General features: G+C 71.0%; 20 protein-coding genes. 14 read left to right on the top strand and 6 right to left on the bottom strand.

Translation table 11 applies throughout. The annotated features are described in order from the left end of the window. Positions 1-388: 388 nt before the first annotated feature. Entirely contained in the window at positions 389-982 is a 594-nt protein-coding gene (locus ACLL9L_RS17725; RefSeq protein WP_411285972.1) for a DinB family protein, read from the bottom strand. A gap of 332 nt (positions 983-1,314) precedes the next feature. Here ACLL9L_RS17725 and ACLL9L_RS17720 point away from each other — a divergent pair, with 332 nt between their 5' ends. Further along, positions 1,315-2,283, top strand: a complete 969-nt coding sequence (locus ACLL9L_RS17720) for a zinc-binding dehydrogenase (RefSeq protein WP_411285971.1) — start codon at positions 1,315-1,317, stop codon at positions 2,281-2,283. Positions 2,284-2,333: 50 nt separating this feature from the next. Here the strand turns inward: ACLL9L_RS17720 and ACLL9L_RS17715 are convergent, their stop codons facing one another. The 5 genes from ACLL9L_RS17715 to ACLL9L_RS17695 form a co-directional block, all read right to left on the bottom strand. Next, the gene (locus ACLL9L_RS17715; RefSeq protein ID WP_411285970.1) at positions 2,334-3,374 is read right to left on the bottom strand and encodes a hypothetical protein; all 1,041 of its coding nucleotides are present in this window, start codon (positions 3,372-3,374) and stop codon (positions 2,334-2,336) included. Beyond that, positions 3,371-3,898 carry a hypothetical protein gene (locus tag ACLL9L_RS17710; RefSeq protein WP_411285969.1) on the bottom strand — a complete coding sequence of 176 codons (528 nt, stop codon included), beginning with the start codon at positions 3,896-3,898 and terminating at the stop codon, positions 3,371-3,373. Before ACLL9L_RS17710 ends, ACLL9L_RS17715 begins: the two co-directional genes overlap by 4 nt. Beyond that, positions 3,895-4,287, bottom strand: a complete 393-nt coding sequence (locus ACLL9L_RS17705; RefSeq protein WP_411285968.1) for a hypothetical protein — start codon at positions 4,285-4,287, stop codon at positions 3,895-3,897. Before ACLL9L_RS17705 ends, ACLL9L_RS17710 begins: the two co-directional genes overlap by 4 nt. An 89-nt stretch (positions 4,288-4,376) precedes the next feature. After that, positions 4,377-4,853, bottom strand: coding sequence for a hypothetical protein (locus ACLL9L_RS17700; RefSeq protein WP_411285967.1), 477 nt, complete (start codon positions 4,851-4,853; stop codon positions 4,377-4,379). 206 nt (positions 4,854-5,059) lie between these two features. After that, positions 5,060-9,475 (bottom strand): FtsK/SpoIIIE domain-containing protein, encoded by a 4,416-nt coding sequence (locus ACLL9L_RS17695; RefSeq protein ID WP_411285966.1) that lies wholly within the window; start codon positions 9,473-9,475, stop codon positions 5,060-5,062. A gap of 298 nt (positions 9,476-9,773) precedes the next feature. On the opposite strand from ACLL9L_RS17695, the gene ACLL9L_RS17690 reads away from it, so the two are divergent. The 13 genes from ACLL9L_RS17690 to ACLL9L_RS17630 all read left to right on the top strand — a co-directional run bounded on the left by ACLL9L_RS17690 (position 9,774) and on the right by ACLL9L_RS17630 (position 21,756). Further along, the gene (locus ACLL9L_RS17690) at positions 9,774-11,003 is read left to right on the top strand and encodes a CpaF family protein (RefSeq protein ID WP_411285965.1); all 1,230 of its coding nucleotides are present in this window, start codon (positions 9,774-9,776) and stop codon (positions 11,001-11,003) included. Further along, positions 11,003-11,869, top strand: a complete 867-nt coding sequence (locus tag ACLL9L_RS17685) for a type II secretion system F family protein (RefSeq protein WP_411285964.1) — start codon at positions 11,003-11,005, stop codon at positions 11,867-11,869. Before ACLL9L_RS17690 ends, ACLL9L_RS17685 begins: the two co-directional genes overlap by 1 nt. A 59-nt stretch (positions 11,870-11,928) precedes the next feature. Next, entirely contained in the window at positions 11,929-12,831 is a 903-nt protein-coding gene (locus tag ACLL9L_RS17680) for a type II secretion system F family protein (protein ID WP_411285975.1), read from the top strand. A gap of 62 nt (positions 12,832-12,893) precedes the next feature. Then, positions 12,894-13,073, top strand: a complete 180-nt coding sequence (locus tag ACLL9L_RS17675; protein WP_411285963.1) for a hypothetical protein — start codon at positions 12,894-12,896, stop codon at positions 13,071-13,073. A 6-nt stretch (positions 13,074-13,079) separates the two neighbouring features. Beyond that, positions 13,080-13,499, top strand: a complete 420-nt coding sequence (locus tag ACLL9L_RS17670) for a TadE family protein (RefSeq protein ID WP_411285962.1) — start codon at positions 13,080-13,082, stop codon at positions 13,497-13,499. 5 nt (positions 13,500-13,504) lie between these two features. Continuing rightward, positions 13,505-13,966 carry a pilus assembly protein gene (locus tag ACLL9L_RS17665; RefSeq protein WP_411285974.1) on the top strand — a complete coding sequence of 154 codons (462 nt, stop codon included), beginning with the start codon at positions 13,505-13,507 and terminating at the stop codon, positions 13,964-13,966. 5 nt (positions 13,967-13,971) lie between these two features. Continuing rightward, positions 13,972-14,502: a pilus assembly protein TadG-related protein gene (locus tag ACLL9L_RS17660; protein ID WP_411285961.1), complete on the top strand. Its 531-nt coding sequence runs from the start codon at positions 13,972-13,974 to the stop codon at positions 14,500-14,502. Positions 14,503-14,613: 111 nt separating this feature from the next. Then, positions 14,614-15,726 carry a peptide chain release factor 2 gene (gene prfB, locus ACLL9L_RS17655; RefSeq protein ID WP_411285960.1) on the top strand — a complete coding sequence of 371 codons (1,113 nt, stop codon included), beginning with the start codon at positions 14,614-14,616 and terminating at the stop codon, positions 15,724-15,726. Positions 15,727-15,915: 189 nt separating this feature from the next. Then, entirely contained in the window at positions 15,916-16,809 is an 894-nt protein-coding gene (gene ftsE / locus ACLL9L_RS17650; protein WP_411285959.1) for a cell division ATP-binding protein FtsE, read from the top strand. A 20-nt stretch (positions 16,810-16,829) separates the two neighbouring features. After that, a complete protein-coding gene (ftsX, locus tag ACLL9L_RS17645) occupies positions 16,830-17,738 on the top strand; it encodes a permease-like cell division protein FtsX (protein WP_411285958.1) in 909 nt (302 codons plus the stop codon). A gap of 47 nt (positions 17,739-17,785) precedes the next feature. Then, entirely contained in the window at positions 17,786-19,093 is a 1,308-nt protein-coding gene (locus ACLL9L_RS17640) for a M23 family metallopeptidase (protein WP_411285957.1), read from the top strand. A gap of 162 nt (positions 19,094-19,255) precedes the next feature. Further along, entirely contained in the window at positions 19,256-19,726 is a 471-nt protein-coding gene (gene smpB / locus ACLL9L_RS17635; protein ID WP_411285956.1) for an SsrA-binding protein SmpB, read from the top strand. Next, the gene (locus ACLL9L_RS17630) at positions 19,723-21,756 is read left to right on the top strand and encodes a DUF2207 domain-containing protein (protein ID WP_411285955.1); all 2,034 of its coding nucleotides are present in this window, start codon (positions 19,723-19,725) and stop codon (positions 21,754-21,756) included. Before smpB ends, ACLL9L_RS17630 begins: the two co-directional genes overlap by 4 nt. Positions 21,757-21,782 lie beyond the last annotated feature (26 nt).

The following is a 21,782-nucleotide window of genomic DNA, read 5'->3' as shown; positions in this document are numbered from 1 at the left end:
AGCGGTGGGTTGGGTCCGGGCCGATCGACTTCGCAGATGAGCAGCGCAGCATCAAGCCTGGAGGGGTTGGTCGCGTGAAGATCCGGCCGATGGATCCAGCCAGTTGGCACGGTGTGGATGCCGGGTCAGTCCTTCATCTGCGGGAGCGTGTTGGTCAGACTTTGGGAGTGGCAACGGTGGCCAGTTCGATCGGCGTCCCCGCCGACGCTCCGCTGCGGCTCAGTCAGGTGCCCTTGCGGTCAGGGGCGGTAGGACTGGATTCAGTGCGGCCAACGTTTTGGGAACGGCTACGACACGCTGCCCGGCACCGGTAAGTGCTATCGCGCGCTCCTGCCGCTGGTCGTGCGTTGAGCTGGTGACGGCTGCACGTCTGTCACGCCAACGCGAATCAAGGACGCCGCTCGTTGGAGTCAACGGTTCGGGCAGCGGATTCAATGCGGGATCGGTAGTCCTCCCACCACTGCTCATCGTGCAACTCCCGGTTCAGGCTGTTCGCTCGCATTCCGGTACGTGCGTCGAGTTGTTCGCGCAGGATGTCAGCGTGGCCGGCGTGGCGAGCGGTCTCTGTGACGACGTGGACCAGCACCGCGTGCAACGTGACGTTCGGTCGCGGCCACCACGGCACGTGCCCGGGAGCATCGAGGTGAAGGGAGCGGATCGTCTCGTCGGCATGCGCGGTTGCAGCCTCGTAGGTGCCGAGAATCTCTTGGCGGCCTTCCGAAGCGGTCACCCACATATCGGCACCTTCTGGCGCATCGTCGTCCCACCACGGCAGGTGCGGTGCGAACGGGCGGTTGAAGGTCTGCCCGAAGTACCGAGCCTCGACGATCGACAGATGTTTGACCAGTCCAAGCAGGTTGGTCCCGGTACGTGTGAGCGGCCTGCGCACGTCGTACTCAGGTAGCCCTTCGGCCTTCCAGATCACCGCCTCACGGGTCTCCGTGAGGTAGTCATGCAACTGCTGCTTCTGGTCCTCGCTCACACCGACACCCTGCCCGAAGCACACCACCGCTGGCGACGCCGAATCGTCCGGATCCAGCCGCGAGTCGCTCGGTCCAGTCGAGGTCTGGCGCGCCGGCATGCGGTGAAGGACGCGCATCCCATCACCCAGCGACGTGCCGATCTCCGCACCGTCAGCGACCTACAGCGCCTCAGTGTCCAAATCGCCGTCGTGGGCACCCCTCGACAGTTTCCAGATGACACGAAAACTGGAACCGTGACACGCCGGTGACACGAATGTGGAACCGTGTCAGGTCCGCACCGCCGCGAGTAGTAGCCCCCACGAGTGGTGGAGGGGGTCGGTAGGGTTGCCGCATGCTTGCTGCCTACGCCGCCCGAATCGATGCCACCGACCCCCTGAGCGGACTCGAAGTCGCCGAGCGACCGGAGCCACAGGCCCGTCCGGGCTGGACCACCGTGTCCCTGCGGGCCGCGGGCCTCAACCACCACGACGTGTGGTCGTTGCGCGGCGTGGGCCTGCCGGCCGACCGCCTGCCGATGATCCTTGGCTGCGACGGGGCCGGTGTCGACCCGGACGGCAACGAGGTGATCGTCCACGCGGTCGTGGCCAGTCCCGGGTGGGGCGGTGACGAGACCCTCGACCCGAAGCGCTCGCTGCTGTCGGAGGTGCACGACGGCACCCTCGCCGAGCGGGTGGCCGTGCCGACGTCGAACCTCGTGCCCAAGCCGTCGGACCTGTCCTGGGAGACCGCGGCCTGCCTCTCGACGGCGTGGCTCACGGCATACCGGATGCTCTTCACCAACGCCGGCGTCACCCCGGGTGACACGGTGCTCGTCCAGGGCGCCGGCGGGGGCGTCGCGACTGCCCTGGTGCAGCTGGGTTCCGCTGCCGGCCTGCGGATGTGGGTCACGAGTCGCGACGAGGCCAAGGGCGCCAAGGCCGTCGAGATCGGCGCCGACCGGGCGTTCGCGTCGGGGGAGCGTCTGCCGGAGCGCGTCGACGCCGTGATGGAGACGGTGGGCGCCGCGACGTGGTCCCACTCGGTCAACTCCCTCAACCCCGGCGGCGCCGTCGTCATCGCCGGCGCGACGTCCGGTGATGCCCCGGCCAAGGCTGAGCTGACCAAGATCTTCTTCAAGCAGCTGCGGGTCATCGGCTCGACGATGGGGAGCCGCTCCGAGCTCGAGCGGCTCGCGAAGTTCGTTGCGCAGCAGCAGATCCAGCCGGTCATCGACTCCGTCCACCCGTTGGCGCAGGCCCGGGACGGTTTCGCCAGGATGGTCGACGGGGACGTCTTCGGCAAGATCGTCTTCACCGTCTGAGGCCCCCGCTCCCGGGCTGTGGGACCCGGGAGCGAGGGAGTGTGGTGGGCTCAGCCGGCGCCGGTCACCGTGAGGCTGAGCATCGAGGTGAAGGCCCTCAGGGTCGAGGTGCCGGTCCTCGGCAGGCTGTAGGAGTACAGGGTGGTTTCGGTGCTTCCCGCGGCGATCGTCAGCTGGCCGTCGACGGTGGTGCCTCCGCTGAAGGTGACCGTCGTGGCCGTAGTGGCCGTAGTGACGTTGCCCCACAGATCGGTCAGCCCGACGGTCGCGCTCCAGGTCCTCTTATTGCCCGTGGACCCGGCCGTCGACTGCGTGCAGGTCCGGGTGGCTGAGGGGGCGGTACAGGTGAGGACGACGGGGGCCCCATTAGTCGCTCCGTTGAAGGACAGGGAGTTCGGGGCGCCCGCGACGACGGTCAGGGGGTCGGTGCCGGTGACGACGCCCGAGGTGGCGGTGAGGGTGGGAGCCTCGGCGTCGAAGGCCGTGACGCTCACCGTGGCCACGCCGGACGTAAAGGTCGCCGTCGTGGGATAGGTGGGGGCCTGGCCGCTGGGGCTGGTCGCAAGCCCCGAGAGGGCCAGGGTCTTGGCCCCGGTGAACATGGTGTCGGTGCTGCTGTTGCAGGTCTTGGCCGTGAGGGTCACGGTGAAGGCGGCGCCGGCCGTGACCTGGGTGGGCGCGCCGACGACGAAGGTGTCGGGTCCGCCGCAGAGGGTCGTCCCGGTCCCGGCCGGCGAGGTGGACCGCCAGGCGCCGAGCTTGGCGACGACGGCGTAGCTGTAGGTGGTCGAGGCGGTGAGGCCGGTGTCGGAGCAGGCGTAGGGCGAGGCGGTCGGGGAGCACACGACGGCCGAGCCGTTGCGGACGATGTCGTAGGTCGTGCCGGGGAGCTGGGTGGCGGGCAGGGGTCCGTTGACGGCGACCGACGTCGCGGACTGTGCGCTGGCCGAGGGGGCCGCGGGCTGCGTCAGGGCGGTGGCCGTGCCCGTGGCGGTGCCGGAGCCGACGGTGGACCACAGGCTCCAGGCCGGACCGGCACTGAGCAGGATCCCGGTGGCTGCGGTCAGGCCGACGAGGGCGTGACGCGTCATCCGACCCTCCCGGTGACCTGGAGGCTGATGGTGAAGGTGGCTCCCTGGCAGCCGGTCGCCGACGACGTCGACATCGTGACGGCCGCCGGGAGGCTGACCGTGGCCTGACCGCCCGCCGGGATGGACACGTTCACTGTCTGGCTCGCGACGCTGAGGCCGGAGGGGGCGCCCGCCACGGCGCAGGCGCCCTGGCCCCCGGCTGCGGACACGACGGCCCCGCTCAACCCGGTGCCAGTGACGGCGATGGTGCCGGGGTTGGTCAGGGTGACGTCGAGGTTGCGGGCCGGTCCGCCGGGGTAGAGCACGCCGTTGACCGTGCCGGACGCGGTGAGGGGGGTCGTCGTGGTGGTCTGTGCGGTCGTGCTGCCGCTGCCCACGATGCTCCAGTAGGCGAAGGCGCTCCCGCCCACGAGGACGAGGGCGGTGGTCAGGACCGTGACGCCGGTGGCGCGACGGGCCGCGGTGCCTCGTCGACCGGACCTGGAAAAGGGACTGGCAGCGCTGCGCAGGACGGGGCGCCTCATGGGGTGCCTCCCTGTCCTGGGGTCGCGGTGCCGCTGAACCGCAACGGGAACGTCACGTCGCGGCAGCTGCCCTGGTCGGCGCCCGAGCTGACGAACGGCACGGTGAGGGGCACGGAGATGGTGCTGCCCCGGGGGACGACGTGGACCGCGGAACCCGGGATGGATGAATCGTAGCCAGTGACGGCGGTGTTACCGGCTGCTTTGCACTGGTTTGGACCGTCAACGGGGGTCGTCCGGTGGGGTGCCAGGCCGGTGACCGAGCCAGCCGCCCCGATGGGGACGAGTCGGGCGGGTTGGCGGGCGGAGAACCACGCCATCAGGAGCCCGAGCGTCAGCATCACGACGAGGAAGGTTGCGGTCCTCGTCCAGCGCATGGCCGGTGTCGACACTGGGGCTCCTGACAGGCGGAGGTGGTGGATCAGCCCGATCGATCAGCTGTCGGAGATCTATCGGGGATGGATGCGCTGCTGGTGGACGATCAGTTGCTGGTGAAGGTGAGGTTGACCGTCGCGCCCTTGCAGTTGTCCTGGTTGGTGGCGGTGTCCGCCATGGCGACGGTGGCCGGGCCCCAGGCGCCCACGGCGGTGCCGGCGGCGATCTCGGCGTTGGTCAGGGCCGGCTGCGTGAGCGTGTAGTCCGCGCCGGTGCAGACCGGCTTGGTGGTGTCCGTGCCGCTGCCGCTGATCCCGCTGATCGCGACGGTGACCCGGCTGATGTAGACCTTGCCGGCGTTGGGGTTGTCGAAGCTGCCGGAGATGTTCTGGGTCGGGCCGCCCGGGTAGAGGCCCGTGACGGCCGGGCTCGTCGCCTTGATCGTGACGGCCACGACGTTGCCCGTGGCTGCCGTGCCCGTGCCGGAGCCGGGGGTGGTCCAGTAGGAGTAGGCGGCGCCGGCGCCGGCGATGCTCAGGCCCAGACCGGCCAGGACGAGTGCCGCGCGCTTCGTGTTCTTCATCAGGTAATCCCTTGTTTGTGTGCGGTCTGACGAGCGTTTTCGCTTGTCGCAACCCCCGCGGGCCGCTGGATCAATCGTGACGCTTGCGTCAGGACAACGGATCCCTCTTCCGGCCAGGTTGGTCTAGTCCCTTTGGTCAAGAAACGGTAAACAACATCCCTGTGAAAGGTTATTTTCGTGCTCAAACACACGGATTTACCGTTCAACTAGGCAACGTTGTCAGAGAGGTTTCCGCGGAGGTGTGCCACCTGCGCCGACCTGGCTCTCCGCCCAGGCTGGACGAGCAGCCCCCGGCCGGCCTGGAGCGGTGACTGACGGGTGATCCGGATCCCCAGCAGGTCCCCCTCGACGAGGCCGGGGCAGAGCAGCAGGCCGGTCCTGCTCCGGGCGAGGTCGGCCAGCAGGGTCCCCGGAGGCGTCGGCATCGCGCTCGCGGAGGTGGCGGCCACCACGACTCCGTCGTCCTCGTCGACCAGCCGGCAGATCTCGCGCAGGACCGGCTCCGTGGGGCTTCCCACCAGTGCCTCGGCATCGTCGAGGACCACCGCCAGGTCGCGGTGTTGGCGGCGAAGCGCGACAAGCTCGTCGACGGCGTCGCCCCCCACCGACGCCCACGCCCGACCGTCACCGTCGGCCGCGGGGAGACCCGCACTGACGAGACCCGCCGTGGGGCCGACCACGACCACCGGGCGACCGACGGCCGTGAGCGAGCGGACGAGGACGGCCAGCGCAGTGGACCGGCCGCTGTTCCGGGGGCCGACGACCAGGATCCGTCGCTCGCCCGCAGTCAGGTCGAAGCCGACGGGTGCGAGGTCACCGGCTCCGACCCCGAGGATCAGGTGGTTACGGCCCTCCGGACGCCGCGGATCGTTGCGGACGTCAGCCCACGAGAGCCGTCGCGGCAGCGGGTGGACCGCCTCGGGGAGCCGTCTCGCATCGAGGTCGCACGACCGGGCAGCTGCCTCCCGACCGAGCTGCTGGAGCGCGGTCGCCTGGGCCGCGTCCGTGCCGCCCTCACTCAGCACGGCGAACTGGATCTCGTGGTGGTCCCTGACGTCGACGGCGCGACCGGGTGGCTGGTGGCTCGGCACCGCCCGGGCAGGGACACCGGCCAGGGCCAGCTCCATCGGGTCACTGACCCGCAGCAGAAGACGGGTGGACAGCAACCCCGAGAGCTGGCCCGCGAGCAGCGCCCGCCCGCCGGTCACTCCAACGCGGACACCGGCGGCCGCGCCGTCCCGCAGGAGGCGCAGCAGGTCCTGCACCGGCCGGCCGTGGTCCACCGCCCCCAGGGCCTCGACGACCGACTCCCACCCGTCGACAAGCAGCACCAGCCAGGCCAGGGGCGCCTCGCCGGTCCGGGCCGCGGCATCGCGTTGCTCCGCGACGCTCGTCCACCCGGCCCGGGCCAGGTCGTCGTGCCGTTGCCGGACGTGGGCAAGCACGCTCCGCAGGACCTCGTCGACGTGCTCGACGTCGGCGTGGCTCGCCACGGCGGCCGTGTGCGGCAGCGACGCGAGCGCGGACAGGCCACCGGCGTGCACGGCATACAGGTGCACCTCGTCGGGGCCGAAACCCCTCGCCACGGCGGCGGCGATGGTGCGCAGCGCGGTGGTGCGGCCGCTGCGGGGGCCACCGGCGAGGCCGAGGTGACCACCGTGGCGCAGGTCCCAGCCCCAGGCCTCCTGGCGCTGGCCGAGCGGGTCGTCGCGCAGGCCGAGGGGGAGCCCGACGCCGGGCCGGAGCGATTCCAGGCGCACTAGATCGGGCAGTGGTGGCAGCCACGGAGGCGGCGCAGGGGGTATGCCGTGCAGCTTTGCTGCCGCCGTGGTCGTGAGGACGACCTGCTGCAGGTCGCTCGCCTGCCCCACTGCCGCGGTGGGGGCAGGCGGCGCCGCCCGGCACAGCTGCGAGCACGGGAGGGGGCTGACGACGACCCGCGGCTGCACGACCTCGGTGCCGGCGACCCGGGCCGTCTGGAAGAGGGTGAGCGCGGTGGCGCCGCTGCGCAGGTAGGCCCGGCCCGGGGTGCTCTCCGGGATCGTGGCCGCATCAGGCGCCTCCACGACGTCGGTCGAGTCGAGACGATCGCGCACCCGCAGGGCGATGCGCAGCCCCACGTTGGCCCGGATGTCGGCCGAGACGATGCCCCCGGGCCGCTGCGTCGCCAGCACGAGGTGCACGCCCAGGGACCGCCCGACCGCAGCGATCCGGACCAGGCCGTGGACGAAGTCGGGCAACTCCTCGGCGAGGAGGCGGAACTCGTCGATGACCAGGACGAGGCGGGGGATCGGTGGGGCTGACCCTCGCGCCTGGTAGTCCTCGAGGTCGGCCGCCCCCGCCGCGGCGAGGAGCCGTTCGCGACGTCGCAGCTCGGCGCCCAGGGAGGTCAGGGCACGCTCGGTGAGGTGGGCGTCGAGGTCCGTGACGACCCCCACGGTGTGGGGCAGCTGCGCGCAGTCGCGGAAGGCTGACCCACCCTTGTAGTCGATCAGCACGAGCACCAGCTCGTCCGGACGGTTCCCGAGGGCGAGCGAGGCGATAAGGCTCTGGAGCAGCTCGGACTTCCCGGCGCCCGTCGTGCCGGCGACGAGGGCGTGCGGTCCGTCGTGCCGCAGGTCGAGACGGACCGGCCCGTCGGCGCCGACACCGATCACCACCTCGGTGCTGCGGGGGTGGACCGCCCATGCGCCCGCGAGCGTCCGTGCGTCGAGACCCGCTGCGGCGACCAGATCGAGCAGGCGCACCGACGCGGGGACGGAGCGCCCCGCGCTGTCGGGGGTCGCGTCCCGCAGCGGGGCCATCGCCCGAGCGAGGTGGGTCGCCCATGTGGATCGAGGCTCGTCGGTGACGACCTCCAGCGGTGCGTGTCGGCCGGGGAGTTGCAGCATGGCGGTCGACCGGCCCTCCACGGTGACGAGGCAGCCCGCTTCCACGGGCAGGCGCTGCTGGACGTCGTCGAGCGCGAGGACCTGCACGCCGACGGCGGGTCCCCGCTCGAGGATGGTGCTCAACCCGGGGACGGTGCGCAGTCGTGCGGAGCCGTCGAGGACGACGACGACATCGGGTCGCGGACCGTCTCGGGCAGCGGTGGCCCGGGCCTCCTCGCGCCGGCCCACCAGGGCCGCCACCGAGGCCACGACTGCGGCGACACGGTCCCCCTCGGGCGGCTGGGCGACGTCCTGGCTGGCGACGTCCTGGCTGGCGATGTCTTGGCCGGCAACCCCACGCCGAGTGCTCCCGTCGCCGACCTCGGTGTGGGGCAGGTAGGTGACCCACGACCAGTCCGGGTCGAGGTCACGTCCTGCCACCAGCAGGACGATGCGCACGTCGTGGGGGGAGTGCCACGTGGCGAGCTGGGCGAGCAGCGCGCGGGCGATGGCCATGACCCGCTTCCGTGGGCCGGCAACGCCGACGACGCCCAGGGTCCGCAGGTCCAGGGTGACCGGGAGGCCCTCCACCTCGGGCCGGCCCTCTGGGGCGCTCTCACCGACGACACGGATCGAGACGGGCAGGCGGCCGGTCCCGAGCCTGAGCACCAGGCTGTCCTCGTCGTCCGGCCGTCGCTCCCACAGCCGGGACTGGATGCCGTCAACGACCCCGAGGACGGTGGCGAGGTCCGGCTGGCGGCGCTCGCGCTCTTGTCGTTCCGCCCGGATCGCCAGGGCTAGCGCCTCGTCGGCCGTCTTCAGGGCCTGGAGGTGTGCCGCCTCGATCCTGCGACGGCGCCCGGTCCCACCCCGCCGGTCCCCGACCCAGGTCGTGAGCATGAGCACCGGGCTCATGAGCCCGAGCAACAGCATGGTGGGTGACCTCAGGACGGCGGCGAGGGTGGCGGACAGAACCAGGGGCACGACCAGGGCCAGCAGCGGCAGCCGCGACCTGGACGGCGTGTCCGGCGCGTCCGGAAAGGTCACGGTGACGGGTGGACCCGAGACCAGGACCCGCGGTCGACGGTTGACGAGCAGGTGGCCGACGCCGTCGGGTCGGGTCGAGGCGGGAGAGCCTCCGGGCACGCGCAGCTGGAGGCGCGATCGTCCTGCCTCGAGCGTGGCCGTGAGGCCCATTGCGACGGGACCGACCACGCGCGCCCCGTCGAGCAGGGTCCCGTTGCTCGAGTGCAGGTCCGCCACGGTGACGTGCGTCGACTCCACGCGCACCATCGCGTGGACTCTTGAGACGTCCGGGTCCTCGAGACGCAGCCCGGCCTCGGCCGCCCTGCCGAGATGGTGCTCGCCCGGGGGCAACCGGAACACGTGGCCTGCGTCCGGACCGGAGACGACGTGCAGCTCGAGCACTCCGGGCGCCAGTCGTATGGGGTGCGAGCCGGGAGCCCCGAGGATGACCAAGGCTCCATCGAGCAGCGGGGGAGCACCGATCAGCCGGTCGGATGGCACCCGTCGACCGTCGACGAAGAGCGTCGGCGCCGCAGGGACGGGGGCCGGTGTCGTCGGGACGACGGCCGGTGTCGTCGGGACGGGGGTGGGAGAGCGGACCGTGCCCAGGACCGGATGGAGGGCGGTCGCAAGCTCGGAGGCGGTGCTGCCCGCTGCGGCGTCGACGAGCACGTCGTGCGCCCGATGTCCACGGACTGCGCCGATGACGGTGATCCGCAGGTGCATGCTCTCCTCCCCACTGGGTCATTCCAGCGCGTTCGTCGGTCAGGGAGCTGGACTTTTCCACAGGCGCCCCGGCCACAGGGAGCGGGAGCCGCACGATGTCGGCTGCGACCACCTCGGCTGCGCACCGCCTCGGGGGCCCCGCAAGGTGCCTCGGGAATCCCTGCACGCTGCCCGAGGACCAGAACTTGTCCACAGGGTTCTCGTGCTTCTCGGGATGGCGGCTGGTGTGCGCACTAGCATGGGCCCGGGTCGTCGATGACGCCGTCCAACGTGGGGTTGGAAGAGGGAGGGGGGCCGCGTGTCCGAGGCAGTGCGTCATGTCGAGGGCGAGGTCAGAGAGCTGATCCGCAGGTCCGGGCTGGACCCGGCCCGCCACCCGATCGAGGTCGACCGGCTCGTGCGAGATGCGGTGTCCGACTACGACGAGCGCTCGGTGCATGGCGGCATGCCGACCCTCGCCAGCATCAACGACACCGTGAAGTCGATCCTCGATGTCGTTGCGGGCTACGGACCCCTGCAGCGCTACTTCGACGATCCCGCGATCGAGGAGATCTGGATCAACGCACCGAGCAAGGTGTTCGTGGCCAGGGGCGGCATTGCCGAGCTGACGACGACGATCCTCACGGCTGACGAGGTCCGCGACCTGGTCGAGCGGATGCTGCGCACCTCGGGCCGTCGGGTGGACCTGTCCTCGCCCTTCGTCGACGCCACGCTCTCCGACGGGTCCCGGCTCCACGTCGTCATCCCCGACATCACCAAGGACCACTGGCACGTCAACATCCGCAAGTTCGTCGTCAAGGCCGACCACCTCGACGACCTTGTGCGGCTCGGCACCCTGACCCGCCAGTCCGCGAAGTTTCTCGAGGCCTGCGTCGTCTCGGGCCTGAACATCCTTGTCGCCGGCGGCACCCAGTCGGGAAAGACGACCATGCTCAACTGCCTGTCCTCGGCCATCCCCGCTCGTGAGCGGGTCGTCACGTGCGAGGAGGTCTTCGAGCTCAAGATCCCGCTCCGAGACGTGGCCAGCCTCCAGTGCCGTCAACCCAGCCTCGAGGGCACGGGTGAGGTGCCGCTGCGTCGCCTCGTGAAGGAGGCCCTGCGGATGAGGCCGTCCAGGATCATCGTGGGGGAGGTGCGCCAGGCGGAGTCCCTCGACCTGCTGATCGCGCTGAACTCTGGACTGCCAGGCATGTGCACGCTCCACGCGAACTCCGCCCGGGAGGCGATCATCAAGATGTGCACCTTGCCACTGCTCGCCGGCGAGAACATCGGGTCGCGGTTCGTCGTGCCGACCGTGGCGTCGTCCATCGACATCGTCGTCCATCAGGCCCTCGAGCGCGACGGGGTGCGCCGCGTGCGCGAGATCCTGGCCGTGCCCGGCCGCATAGAGGGCGACGTCATCGAGGCGGCCGACATCTTCGTGACGCGGGGCGGAGTGCTGCGCCGCGCTGACGGCTACCCTCCGCACGTCGACCGGTTCGAGCGAGCCGGCTACGACGTGCCTGCACTGCTCGCGCAGGAGGGGTGATGCGCGCCCTCCTCATCGGACTGATGCTCGGCGTCGGCCTCTTCTGCGTGTGGTGGTCCCTCTGGCCGACCGAGCAGGTCGAGGCCCGACCCCGGCGCACCGGGCTCCGGATGCGACTTGCCGACGACCTGGCGCAGGCCGGCTACGTCAGCGTCACTCCCGGCAACGTCATCACGGCCGGCGCCCTTGGGCTCGTCCTGGTCTTCGTCCTCGTCCTCGCGAGCACCCGCGTCGCCCCGGTCGCGGTGTGCTTCGCGGTGATGGCCGGATACGCCCCGTTCGCCCTCGTGCGGATGCGGGCCCGGAAGCGTCGGGCCCAGATGCGCGACCTGTGGCCCGACGCCGTGGACAACATCGGCTCGGCCGTGCGGGCCGGACTCGCGCTACCGGAGGCCCTGAGCCAGCTGGCCATCCGTGGTCCGGAGGAGCTGCGGCCTGCCTTCGCCGCCTTCGCGGAGGACTACCGCACCTCCGGGAGGTTCCAGGACTGTCTCGACCGGCTCAAGGACCGCCTTGGCGACCCCGTCGGGGACCGCCTGATCGAGTCCCTCCGGATCGCCCGCGAGGTCGGCGGCTCCGACCTCGGGCGGTTGTTGCGCACCCTCTCCACCTTTCTGCGGGAGGACGCCCGCACCCGGGCAGAGCTCGAGACCCGCCAGGGATGGACCGTCAACGCCGCCCGCCTCGCCACCGCGGCGCCCTGGGTGGTACTGGCGATGCTGTCGCTGCAACGGGATTCGCTCCGGGCCTACAGCACACCGGCGGGGATGCTGGTCCTGGCCATCGGTGCCGGTGTCACGGTCGTGGCCTACCGCCTGATGATCCGGATCGGGCGCCTGCCCGACGACGAGAGGGTACTGAGGTGAACGCCATCGAACAGGCCGTCGCGTCCGGGTGGAGCTGGTCCGGGGCGCTCCTCGGGTTGATGCTCGCCTCGGGGCTCGCCCTCGTCGTGGCGGGTCTGCCGGTCTCGAGGCGCACCGGGCTCGAGGCCCGACTCGAGCCCTACCTCCGGGATGCCCCCCGGCCCTCACGGCTGCTGGCGGTCGGTCGCACCGCAGGCGTCTCCGGGCTCGGCATCTCGCGGATCTTCCGGCCCCTGGTCACGGACCTGGCTGCCGGGGTCGAGCGCCTCCTCGGCGGTGCGTCCTCCGTGCGTCGTCGGCTCCAGCGTGCCGGGCAGCCACCCGACCTCGAACGCTTCCGCGCCGAGCAGGTGATCTGGGGCGCCATCGGGGGCGCCGTCGGGGGTGTCCTCGGAGCCCTCGCGATGGTTGCCCGCAACGCGCAGGCCGTGCCCGTGGCCCTCCTGACCCTGTGCTTCGCGGGCGCCGGGATCGTCGCGCGAGACCAGTGGCTGAGCCATGTCGCCGACCGGCGCGAGCAGCGGATGCTCGCCGAGTTCCCCACGGTGGCAGAGCTGCTCGCCCTTGCCGTCAGCGCCGGAGAGGGCGCCACAGGTGCCCTCGAACGCGTCTGCCGGCTCTCTCACGGCGAGCTCGCCACCGAGCTCGCCGCCTGCCTGGCCGACGCTCGAGCCGGCGCGAACCTCCCGAACGCCCTGCAGGGTCTGGCCGACCGCACCGGCCTGGTCAGCCTCGCCCGGTTCGTTGACGGGATCGTCGTCGCGGTCGAGCGCGGCACCCCGCTGGCAGAGGTCCTGCGTGCCCAGGCCCAGGACGTGCGCGAGGCCGGACGCCGGGCCGTCATGGAGTCCGGCGGCAAGAAGGAGATCGCGATGATGGTGCCCGTCGTCTTCATGGTGCTGCCCGTGACGGTCCTGTTCGCCATCTACCCCGGCTTCGCGTTCCTTCGCTTCACCGTCTGATCACGCCAACCGCACACGCACACGCACACGTCCACCGCCGACCACAACCGAGGGGAAGAAACATGACACGCATCATCAGCAGAGGACTGTGCGTGCTCGGCCGCAGAGACCGCGGGGACGTCCCGGGCTGGGTGCTGATCACCGTGATGACGGCTGGTCTCGTCTCTGCCCTGTGGCTCGTCGCCGGCCCAGCCCTGGTCGACCTCTTCAGGACGGCCATGAGCGGCGTCAGCAGACCGTGAACGCCGATGTGGCGCAGGCGTGACCTGCCCCTGAGATCGCTCACTCGGCGCCGACGCGACCGCGGCTCGGCGATCGCCGAGTTCGTCATGGTCTCAGGGCTCGTCCTCGTCCTCGGCATGGGCGTTTTCCAGCTCGGGGTCGCGCTCTACGTGCGCAACACGCTCATCTCGTGCGCGTCCGAGGGCGCGCGGCTCGGCGCCCGGGCGGACGCCACCCTGGGCGACGGGACCCGCCGCACCACCGACCTCATCACCCGTGGCCTCTCGCCGTCATACGCCCAGGGGGTGACGGCGCGCACGAGCACGACCACCGCCGGCGTCGCGGTGGTGGAGGTCTTCGTGACGGCGCCGTTTCCGGTCATCGGGCTGCTCGGGCCGACCGGCACGATGACCGTCAGCGGCCGCGCCTTCCTGGAGTCGCAGTGATCCTGATGCTGCGCGGCGGCGCCCGGCGGATCCTGCTGCGGCTGCAGCGACGCGACGACGGCCGGGCCGTCGTCGAGTTCGTCTTCCTCGGCGTCCTGCTCCTCGTCCCGTTGGTCTATCTCGTCATGGTCGTCGGTCGCATCCAGGCTGCAGCCTTCGCCGTCTCGACGGCGTCGCGCGAGGCCGGGCGAGCATTCACCACCGCCCAGAGCGACGCCCAGGCCTACCCGCGCGGCGAGGCCGCAGCAGCGATCTCGTTCGAGGACTACGGCTTCGGCGATGCCGGGGTGGTCGCCATCTCCTGCGACGGCTCGCCCTGCCTGCGCCCCGAGGGCCGGGTCAGCACCCAGGCGACGATCACCGTCCGACTGCCGCTGCTGCCCGATTTCCTCACGGGCTCCGTCCCAATGTCCGTCCCCGTCAGCGCGACCCACGTCGCGGCGGTTGACCGGTTCGCCGGGCGATGACCCTGATGACGACGCGACCCGGTATGCCGTCCGCCGGTAGCTTCGCCCGGCTGCGCACCCGGCTGCGCACCCGGCCGTTCGCGGGACTGCGCCGGCGCCCCCGCGAACGGGGCCAGGTCTCCGTGCTGATCCTCGGGATCTTCGGCATCGTCCTGCTGCTCATCGTCGGCGACATCGACGTCACCGCCACCCAGATCGCCCGCACGAGACTGCTCGATGCCGCCGACGCGGCCGCCCTCGACGCCGCGGATGCCCTCGATGAGCCCGGCGCCTACGCCACGGGCTTCGGATCGTCGGTGACCGTGAGCAGCGCGACCGTCCAGGACACGGCGGCCCGCAACCTCGCATCGCGCCCGAGGCCCTCCGGGATCAGCTCGTGGACCACGGCTGCGGGCACGGGGACGAGCGACGGCCAGACGGCCGTCGTCGTGCTCCAGGGCGTCGCCGACCTGCCCCTGACCGACGGCATCCTCGCGGCCCTCGGCGGCTCGGTCACGATCACCGTCGAGGCCCGCGCCCGCGCCCCGCTCAACTGAGCGCTCAACTGAGCCGGCACGGCATACGGGCCGGGGCTCGGGCAGTGGACGCGTGGTGACGGATGACGAGCGTGCGGGCCGGCGGACCGCGCTGCCGTAGGCTGACTCCTCGTGGCTGTCGACTTCCCCGAAGAGATCAAAACCCTCCGCGCGACGATGGACTCCGTGCGCGAGGTGACCAACCTCGCCGCCCTGCGGACGCAGATCACCGAGCTCGAGGCGCAGGCCTCGGCGCCCGACCTGTGGGACGACCAGGGGAAGGCGCAGCAGGTGACGTCGGCGCTGTCGCGGGCCAACTCCGAGCTCGAGCGGGTTACGAGCATGGACAGCCGGGTCGAGGACCTCGAGACCCTCGTCGAGATGGGCACCGAGGACGGTGGCGACCCGGAGACGATGGCGGAGGCCGAGCGCGAGCTGGTCGGCGTGAAGAAGACCCTCGGCGAGCTTGAGGTCCGGACCCTGCTCAACGGCGAGTACGACGAGCGCGAGGCGGTCGTGACCATCCGCTCCGGCGCCGGTGGCGTCGACGCCGCGGACTTCGCCGAGATGCTGATGCGGATGTATCTGCGCTGGGCCGAGCGGCACGGCTACCCGACGAGCGTGCTCGACACGTCCTACGCGGAGGAGGCCGGCCTGAAGTCGGCGACCTTCGAGGTCAAGGTCCCCTACGCCTTCGGACACCTCACCGTCGAGGCCGGCACCCACCGCCTGGTGCGGATCAGCCCCTTCGACAACCAGGGCCGCCGGCAGACCTCGTTCGCGGCGGTCGAGGTCATCCCGCTGATCGAGTCCGACGACTCCGTCGAGATCCCCGAGAACGAGATCAAGGTCGACGTCTTCCGCTCGTCCGGGCCCGGCGGGCAGTCGGTCAACACCACCGACTCCGCGGTCCGGATGACGCACATGCCCACCGGCATCGTCGTCTCGATGCAGAACGAGAAGTCCCAGATCCAGAACCGCGCCGCCGCCCTGCGGGTGCTCCAGTCGCGGCTGTTGCTCGTGCGCAAGGCCGAGGAGGACGCGACTAAGAAGGAGATGGCCGGCGACATCAAGGCGAGCTGGGGCGACCAGATGCGCTCCTATGTCCTGCACCCCTACCAGATGGTCAAGGACCTGCGCACAGAGTACGAGGTCGGCAACACCTCCGGCGTCTTCGACGGCGACATCGACGGCTTCATCGAGGCGGGCATCCGCTGGCGGCGCAACGCCGAGAAGGGCAACTGACCGTCCTCCCCGGGCCGCCCGGACGGCATACCGCTGGTATGCCGGGTCGCCGGCTCCGCGTCACATGCGCCACGCCACACCACACCGGTAACACTGGTTCCACAGCCCGGCCCCGTACTCTCGAAGGCGCGTGGCCCCCGGTCGGTGGGGTGCCCGCCGTGTCTCCCCGAGTGCCAGAAGGCCGCCCACATGATCCTGTTCGAGAACGTCACCAAGACGTACCCACGAACGACACGTCCCGCACTCGATGACGTCTCGCTCGAGGTCGAGCGCGGCGAGTTCGTCTTCGTTGTCGGGCAGTCCGGCTCGGGCAAGTCGACGTTGCTGCGGCTGGCGCTGAAGGAGGAGAACGCGACCTTCGGCTCGGTGCTCGTCGCGGGCCGTGAGCTGTCGCAGATGCCCGACCGCAAGGTCCCCGAGCTGCGCCGCGAGATCGGCACCGTCTTCCAGGACTTCCGGCTGCTGCCCAACAAGACCGTCTACCAGAACGTCGCGTTCGCGCTGCAGGTCATCGGCCGCTCCCGCTCGATCATCCGCCAGACCGTGCCAGAGACGCTCAAGATGGTCGGGCTCGAGGGCAAGGAGAAGCGGCTGCCGCACGAGCTGTCCGGTGGTGAGCAGCAGCGCGTCGCGATTGCCCGCGCCGTCGTCAACAAGCCGGCGATCCTCCTGGCCGACGAGCCCACCGGCAACCTCGACCCGGCCACGAGCCTCGATATCGTCCACCTCCTCGACCGGATCAACCGCTCCGGCACGACGATCGTCATGGCCACGCACGACGACGAGATCGTCAACGCCTTCCGCAAGCGCGTCATCGAGCTGCAGAACGGTCATGTCATGCGCGACCAGGTCCGCGGCGGCTACGGCAGGAGCGAGTCGGTCGTGCCCCGCTACGAGGCGCCGACGTCCGAGCGGGCGGCGCCCGAGGACCCCGACGCAGGCCAGCCCGGCGTGGGCCAGCCCGGCGACGACCTCGTGGCTGTCGCCGCGGTCAACGGACCCGCCGAGGCCGACCCGCCCAACGTGTCCACGACCCGGGCGGGCGAGCCGCGGACCGGCAAGCTGCGCTTCCGCCGGAAGTAGACGAGGGAGAACCGGACCAGATGCGCATCACCTTCCTCCTTGGCGAGATCGGCAACGGCCTGCGCCGCAACGTCTCGATGGTCGTGTCCGTCGTCCTCGTGACGATGATCTCGATGTATCTGCTCGGCCTGGGCCTGCTCGCGCAGCGCCAGGTCGACACGATGAAGGACTACTGGTACGACCGTGTCCAGGTCTCGGTCTTCCTCTGCGTCGACAAGTCGCTCTATCCCAACTGCGCCGAGAAGGCGACCACGGAGGCGCAGCGCGCCGAGGTCAAGGGCCAGCTCGAGCAGATGAAGCCGACGGTCAAGGACGTGTACTACGAGTCCCAGGCCGAGGCCTACCAGCGCTTCAAGGACCAGTTCCGCAACTCCCCGCTCGGTGAGCAGGCGACCGAGCGCGCGTTCGCCGACTCCTTCCGGGTCTCGCTGGCCGACCCGAGCAAGTACGACGTCATCGCGAGCTCGTTCCAGGGGGCCCCCGGTGTGGGCAAGGTCCAGGACCAGAAGCAGCTCCTCGACAAGTTCTTCTCCTTCATGAACGTCGTCTCCTGGTCGGCGATCGCGCTGGCCGTCCTGATGGTCATCTGCGCGACCCTGCTGATGGCGACGACGATCCGCCAGACGGCCTTCAGTCGACGGCGCGAGACCGGCATCATGCGCCTCGTGGGGGCGTCGAACTTCACCATCCAGTTCCCGTTCGTCATGGAGACGGTGGTCTCGGCGCTCATCGGGGCGGGGCTGGCCATGGGGCTGCTGTGGGCCACGGTCCGCTACGGCATCTCGGGCTACCTGAGCAACGCGATGCTCGACACGGCCTTTATCGGCGTTCCGGACGTCCTGCTGATCACGCCATGGGTCGTCGGCGGGGTCGTCCTTTTGGCTGTATTCACGTCCGGTTTCACGCTACGTCGCTATCTGCGGGTCTAGCGCATGGCATCGTGGGCAGGCACCCGGACCCGAGAGGAGGACCAAAGATGAGGACGATCCGTCGCCAGGGGCGAGCGTCGCTCCTGCGCGCCCGCCTCACGGCCGCCGGCCTGGTCCTCGTGAGCACCGCCGCCCTGGGTATCTCCACCTCCGCCACCTCCTCGGCCGACACCGGCGACGAGAAGAAGCAGAAGGACCAGGAGGTCGTCCAGATGCAGGACGCCCTCGAGGGCACCTCGACCGAGCTCGTCCAGGCCTACCAGGCCTGGCAGGCCACCGCCGCGAAGGTCCCGGCGGCCCAGGCCGACCTGGCGCAGGCCCAGACCGCCGAGACGGGCGCCACCCAGCACAACAACGACGTCGCCGCAAAGCTCGCCGTGGCCCAGGCCAACCAGGCGCGCGCCGTCGAGGCGATGGCCACGACCAGGAAGCAGCTCGAGGACACCCAAGCCACCCTGGACAACTTCGCGGCCGACATGTTCCAGGGCGGTGGTGGCTCCCAGCTGTCCGTGGCCCTGGGCGCGACGAGCGCCGATGACTTCGCGACCCGGGTCGTCCTCGCGGACACCGTCTCGTCCCTGACCACCGCCGCCCTGCACGACCTGCAGACCTCGCGCGCCGAGGGGTCGGCCCAGCAGGCCTACCTCACTGCGGTGAGCGCCGAGATCCTCGACCTCAAGCAGCAGGCGGAGGCAGCGCTCTCCCGGGCCGCAGCCGCGCGGGCCGCCGCCGTGCGTGCCAAGGCCGAACTGGACGCTCTCGTCGCGCAGCAGGCGGCCCACGCCCAGCAGGTCGAGGCCAAGAAGGTCGAGGAGCAGGCCCGGCTCGTGGCCGCCCAGGCCGAGCAGGCCCAGCTGCAGGCCCTCCTGGTCGAGCAGGCCCGCAAGGCGGCGGCCGCCGAGGCGGCCCGCGCGGCAGCAGCCGCAGCGGCCCGCCAGGTCTACAGCCCCCCCACGGGCGGCAGCGGCTTCCTCAGCCAGCCGGCCAACGCGCCGATCACCTCCGAGTTCGGTCAGCGCTTCCATCCGATCCTGCTGATCATGAAGCTGCACACCGGCACCGACTTCGGCGTGCCCTGCGGCACCCCGGTCTTCGCCACCGCCGACGGCACCGTGATCAGCGCGGGTCCGGGCGGTGGGGACGGCAACCGGGTCGTCATCGACCACGGCATCGTCAGCGGCGTCGACCTCGTCACGACCTACAACCACCTCAGCTCGTTCGCCGTCACCGGCGGCGCCGTCAAGCGCGGTCAGCTCATCGCCTACTCCGGCAACACCGGCTACTCCACCGGATGCCACCTGCACTTCGAGACCCTCGAGAACGGCACCTTCGTCAACCCCCGCAAGTGGATCTGACCCCGCTCTGACCCGTGCTCGTACGCCCCTTGGGGACTCGGTGCGGTGCGGGGCGAGCACGACGAGCGGGTAGCGTTGCGACGGACAGCGGCCCACCCGGCATACCGTGGGGTGGGTCGGCGTGTGTGCCGCGAGGGTGCGCCGTGACACAGGGAGGGTGACGTGGCCAGGGAACGCGGGCGCAAGGTGGTCGCGAGCAACCGCAAGGCGCGCCACGACTACCACATCGAGGACACCTTCGAGGCGGGGCTGGCGCTGGTGGGCACCGAGGTCAAGGCGCTGCGTGCCGGCCGGGCCTCCCTCGTCGACGGCTACGCGCAGTTCACCGACAACGAGCTGTGGCTCGAGGGCGTCCACATCCCCGAATACACCCAGGGCACCTGGACCAACCACACCCCCCGTCGCCGGCGCAAGCTGCTGCTGCACCGCGACGAGCTGACCAAGATCCAGTCCAAGACCCGCGAGAGCGGGCGCACCATCGTGCCGCTCGCCCTCTACTTCAAGGACGGCCGCGCCAAGGTCGAGATCGCCCTGGCCACCGGCAAGAAGGAGTACGACAAGCGCAACGCGCTGCGCGAGCGCCAGGACAAGCGCGAGGCCGAGCGTGCCATGAGCACCAGGGAGTCCCGATGAGCCGTCCCGGCAGGGCGGTCCGGGGGGTCGCAGCTGAACGGCGCGGGCACCGGCTCGCTTCGCTGTATGCCGTGCTCGCCATGCTCGTGGTCATGGTCGCCCTCCCGGCGACGTCCGCCGCAGCGGGGCCGGTGTCCTCCGCGGGCCCTGCCTCGGTGAGCAGCTGGGGCGTGGCGGCCAGGGCGACCGCCGACGAGCGGGTCGACCGGATGGCCTCCTTCGCGCAGCAGGTCGTCCTGGACCGGGACGGCGGCGCCACCTTCACCGAGACCATCGACTACCGGTTCGGCACCTCCGGCTCGGCGCGACACGGGATCTATCGCAACATCGTCGTGCGACAGGCCATCGACAACAGCAACGGCAACAACGCCGACGGCGACACCTACCGTTACTTCTCGATCTCGGCCGTCACGGTGCAGAGCCCGACCGGGGCCCCGACCGGGGTCAAGCTGGGCGACCTGGGGTCCGCGACCCAGATCCGGATCGGGGACGCGAACACGACCATCTCCGGGCCGCAGACCTACGTCATCACCTACCACCTCGCCAAGATCATGAACCCCTTCCCGGACCACGCGGAGTTCTTCTTCACCGTGTTCAAGGCCGACCCGGTCCCCAAGGACACGGTCACGGTCAGCGTCACGGGACCGGGCGGGGTGACCGAGGCCCGCTGCTCCCGCGGCAACACCGACCCCGGGCAGGCCTGCGACACCTCCCAGCCGGGGTCGCCCGCGACCTTCTCGGTGAGCAACCTGCGCGCCAACGAGGACCTCACCATCGCCACCAAGCTCCCCCTCGGGGGCTTCGGGGACCTCAAGCCCGACCTGCGCAGCGGCGGCTCCTCGATGGACGCCGGCCAGGCCAAGCTCGTCAGCGCGCTGGCACTGGCCGGCGGGGTGGCCGTCCCGGTCGTCGCGGCCGGCCTCATGGGCACGCTCGTCGCGACGCGGGGGCGTGACGAGTGGTATGCCGGGATGACCCCCGGTCTCACCCCCGGCCCGACGCAGGACCAGGGCGGCGCCCGGACCGTCAGGGGCGGCGCCCCCACCGTGGCGGTCCAGTTCACCCCGCCGGCCGGTGTCCAGCCGGGGATGGTCGGGACGATCATCGACGAGGAGGTCAACACCGTCGACGTGTCGGCGACCGTCGTCGACCTGGCCGTCCGGGGATTCCTCCAGATCGAGGAGATGCAGTCGGAGGGCGTGTTCTCGCGGACCGACTGGCGCCTGACGCGGCTCGTGCCGCGGCCGGAGGAGACGCTTCGCCGTTACGAGTCCACGCTGCTCGAGGGGATCTTCGCGACCTCGAACCCGGTCGACCTCTCCTCCCTGAAGACCCACTTCGCCGCCACCTTGTCGAGCGCCAAGGGCGAGATGTACCAGGAGGTCGTCGACCGCGGCTGGTTCCGCAAGTCGCCGCAGTCGCAGCGGGCCGGGTGGCAGGCCCTCGGGTTCCTGCTGATGGGCGCCGGCGCGGCCTCCTTCGTCTACCTCGGGAGGGTGACGAGCGACATCGACCGGACCGCCGGCCTGAGGATCGGCGTCCCGTCCGGTGCCGTCCTCGGCCTGGGGCTCATCGTGGCCGGGTTGATCTTCCGGTTCCTCGGCAAGCGGATGGCAGCCAAGACGGCGGCGGGCTCGGCGATGCTCGCCCAGTCGCTGGGCTTCAAGCAGTACCTCGTCACCGCGGAGGCCAACCAGATCCGGTTCGAGGAGGCCCAGGCGATCTTCAGCAGGTTCCTGCCCTACGCCATCGTCTTCGGGGTCGCGGACCGGTGGGCCTCGACCTTCCAGCAGGTCGCCGAGGCAGCGGCAGCGGCCGGGACCCAGATCTCGATGCCGCTCTGGTACCTCTACAGCGGCGCCGCCTTCCCGAACTTCGCCAGCATCGCCGACGGAGCGGGCAGCTTCGCCACGAGCGCCGGCGGCACCTTCGCGGCGAGCGCCACCACGGGGTCGTCAGGCGGCTCGGGCTTCGGCGGCGGCGGCTTCTCCGGCGGCGGGATGGGCGGCTCGAGCTCCGGCTCCTGGTAGCCGCACGCCGGCGCCGCGCCGGCCCC

The sequence above is a fragment of the Lapillicoccus sp. genome (genome assembly GCF_046595215.1).
Classification (GTDB): Bacteria; Actinomycetota; Actinomycetes; order Actinomycetales; family Dermatophilaceae; genus Lapillicoccus.
This window is presented reverse-complemented; position numbering and strand designations above follow the sequence as displayed.

Bases quoted from the DNA above. Each gene is read 5' to 3' on its own strand.
- ACLL9L_RS17695 (WP_411285966.1), bottom strand. From the start codon at position 9,475: ATGCACCTGCGGATCACCGTCATCGGCGCAGTCCGTGGACATCGGGCG.
- ftsX (WP_411285958.1), top strand. From the start codon at position 16,830: ATGCGCATCACCTTCCTCCTTGGCGAGATCGGCAACGGCCTGCGCCGC.
- ACLL9L_RS17720 (WP_411285971.1), top strand. From the start codon at position 1,315: ATGCTTGCTGCCTACGCCGCCCGAATCGATGCCACCGACCCCCTGAGC.
- ACLL9L_RS17640 (WP_411285957.1), top strand. From the start codon at position 17,786: ATGAGGACGATCCGTCGCCAGGGGCGAGCGTCGCTCCTGCGCGCCCGC.
- ACLL9L_RS17715 (WP_411285970.1), bottom strand. From the start codon at position 3,374: ATGACGCGTCACGCCCTCGTCGGCCTGACCGCAGCCACCGGGATCCTG.
- ACLL9L_RS17670 (WP_411285962.1), top strand. From the start codon at position 13,080: ATGTGGCGCAGGCGTGACCTGCCCCTGAGATCGCTCACTCGGCGCCGA.
- ACLL9L_RS17685 (WP_411285964.1), top strand. From the start codon at position 11,003: ATGCGCGCCCTCCTCATCGGACTGATGCTCGGCGTCGGCCTCTTCTGC.
- ACLL9L_RS17710 (WP_411285969.1), bottom strand. From the start codon at position 3,898: ATGAGGCGCCCCGTCCTGCGCAGCGCTGCCAGTCCCTTTTCCAGGTCC.
- ACLL9L_RS17700 (WP_411285967.1), bottom strand. From the start codon at position 4,853: ATGAAGAACACGAAGCGCGCGGCACTCGTCCTGGCCGGTCTGGGCCTG.
- ACLL9L_RS17665 (WP_411285974.1), top strand. From the start codon at position 13,505: ATGCTGCGCGGCGGCGCCCGGCGGATCCTGCTGCGGCTGCAGCGACGC.
- ACLL9L_RS17630 (WP_411285955.1), top strand. From the start codon at position 19,723: ATGAGCCGTCCCGGCAGGGCGGTCCGGGGGGTCGCAGCTGAACGGCGC.
- ACLL9L_RS17675 (WP_411285963.1), top strand. From the start codon at position 12,894: ATGACACGCATCATCAGCAGAGGACTGTGCGTGCTCGGCCGCAGAGAC.
- ACLL9L_RS17680 (WP_411285975.1), top strand. From the start codon at position 11,929: ATGCTCGCCTCGGGGCTCGCCCTCGTCGTGGCGGGTCTGCCGGTCTCG.
- ftsE (WP_411285959.1), top strand. From the start codon at position 15,916: ATGATCCTGTTCGAGAACGTCACCAAGACGTACCCACGAACGACACGT.
- ACLL9L_RS17660 (WP_411285961.1), top strand. From the start codon at position 13,972: ATGACGACGCGACCCGGTATGCCGTCCGCCGGTAGCTTCGCCCGGCTG.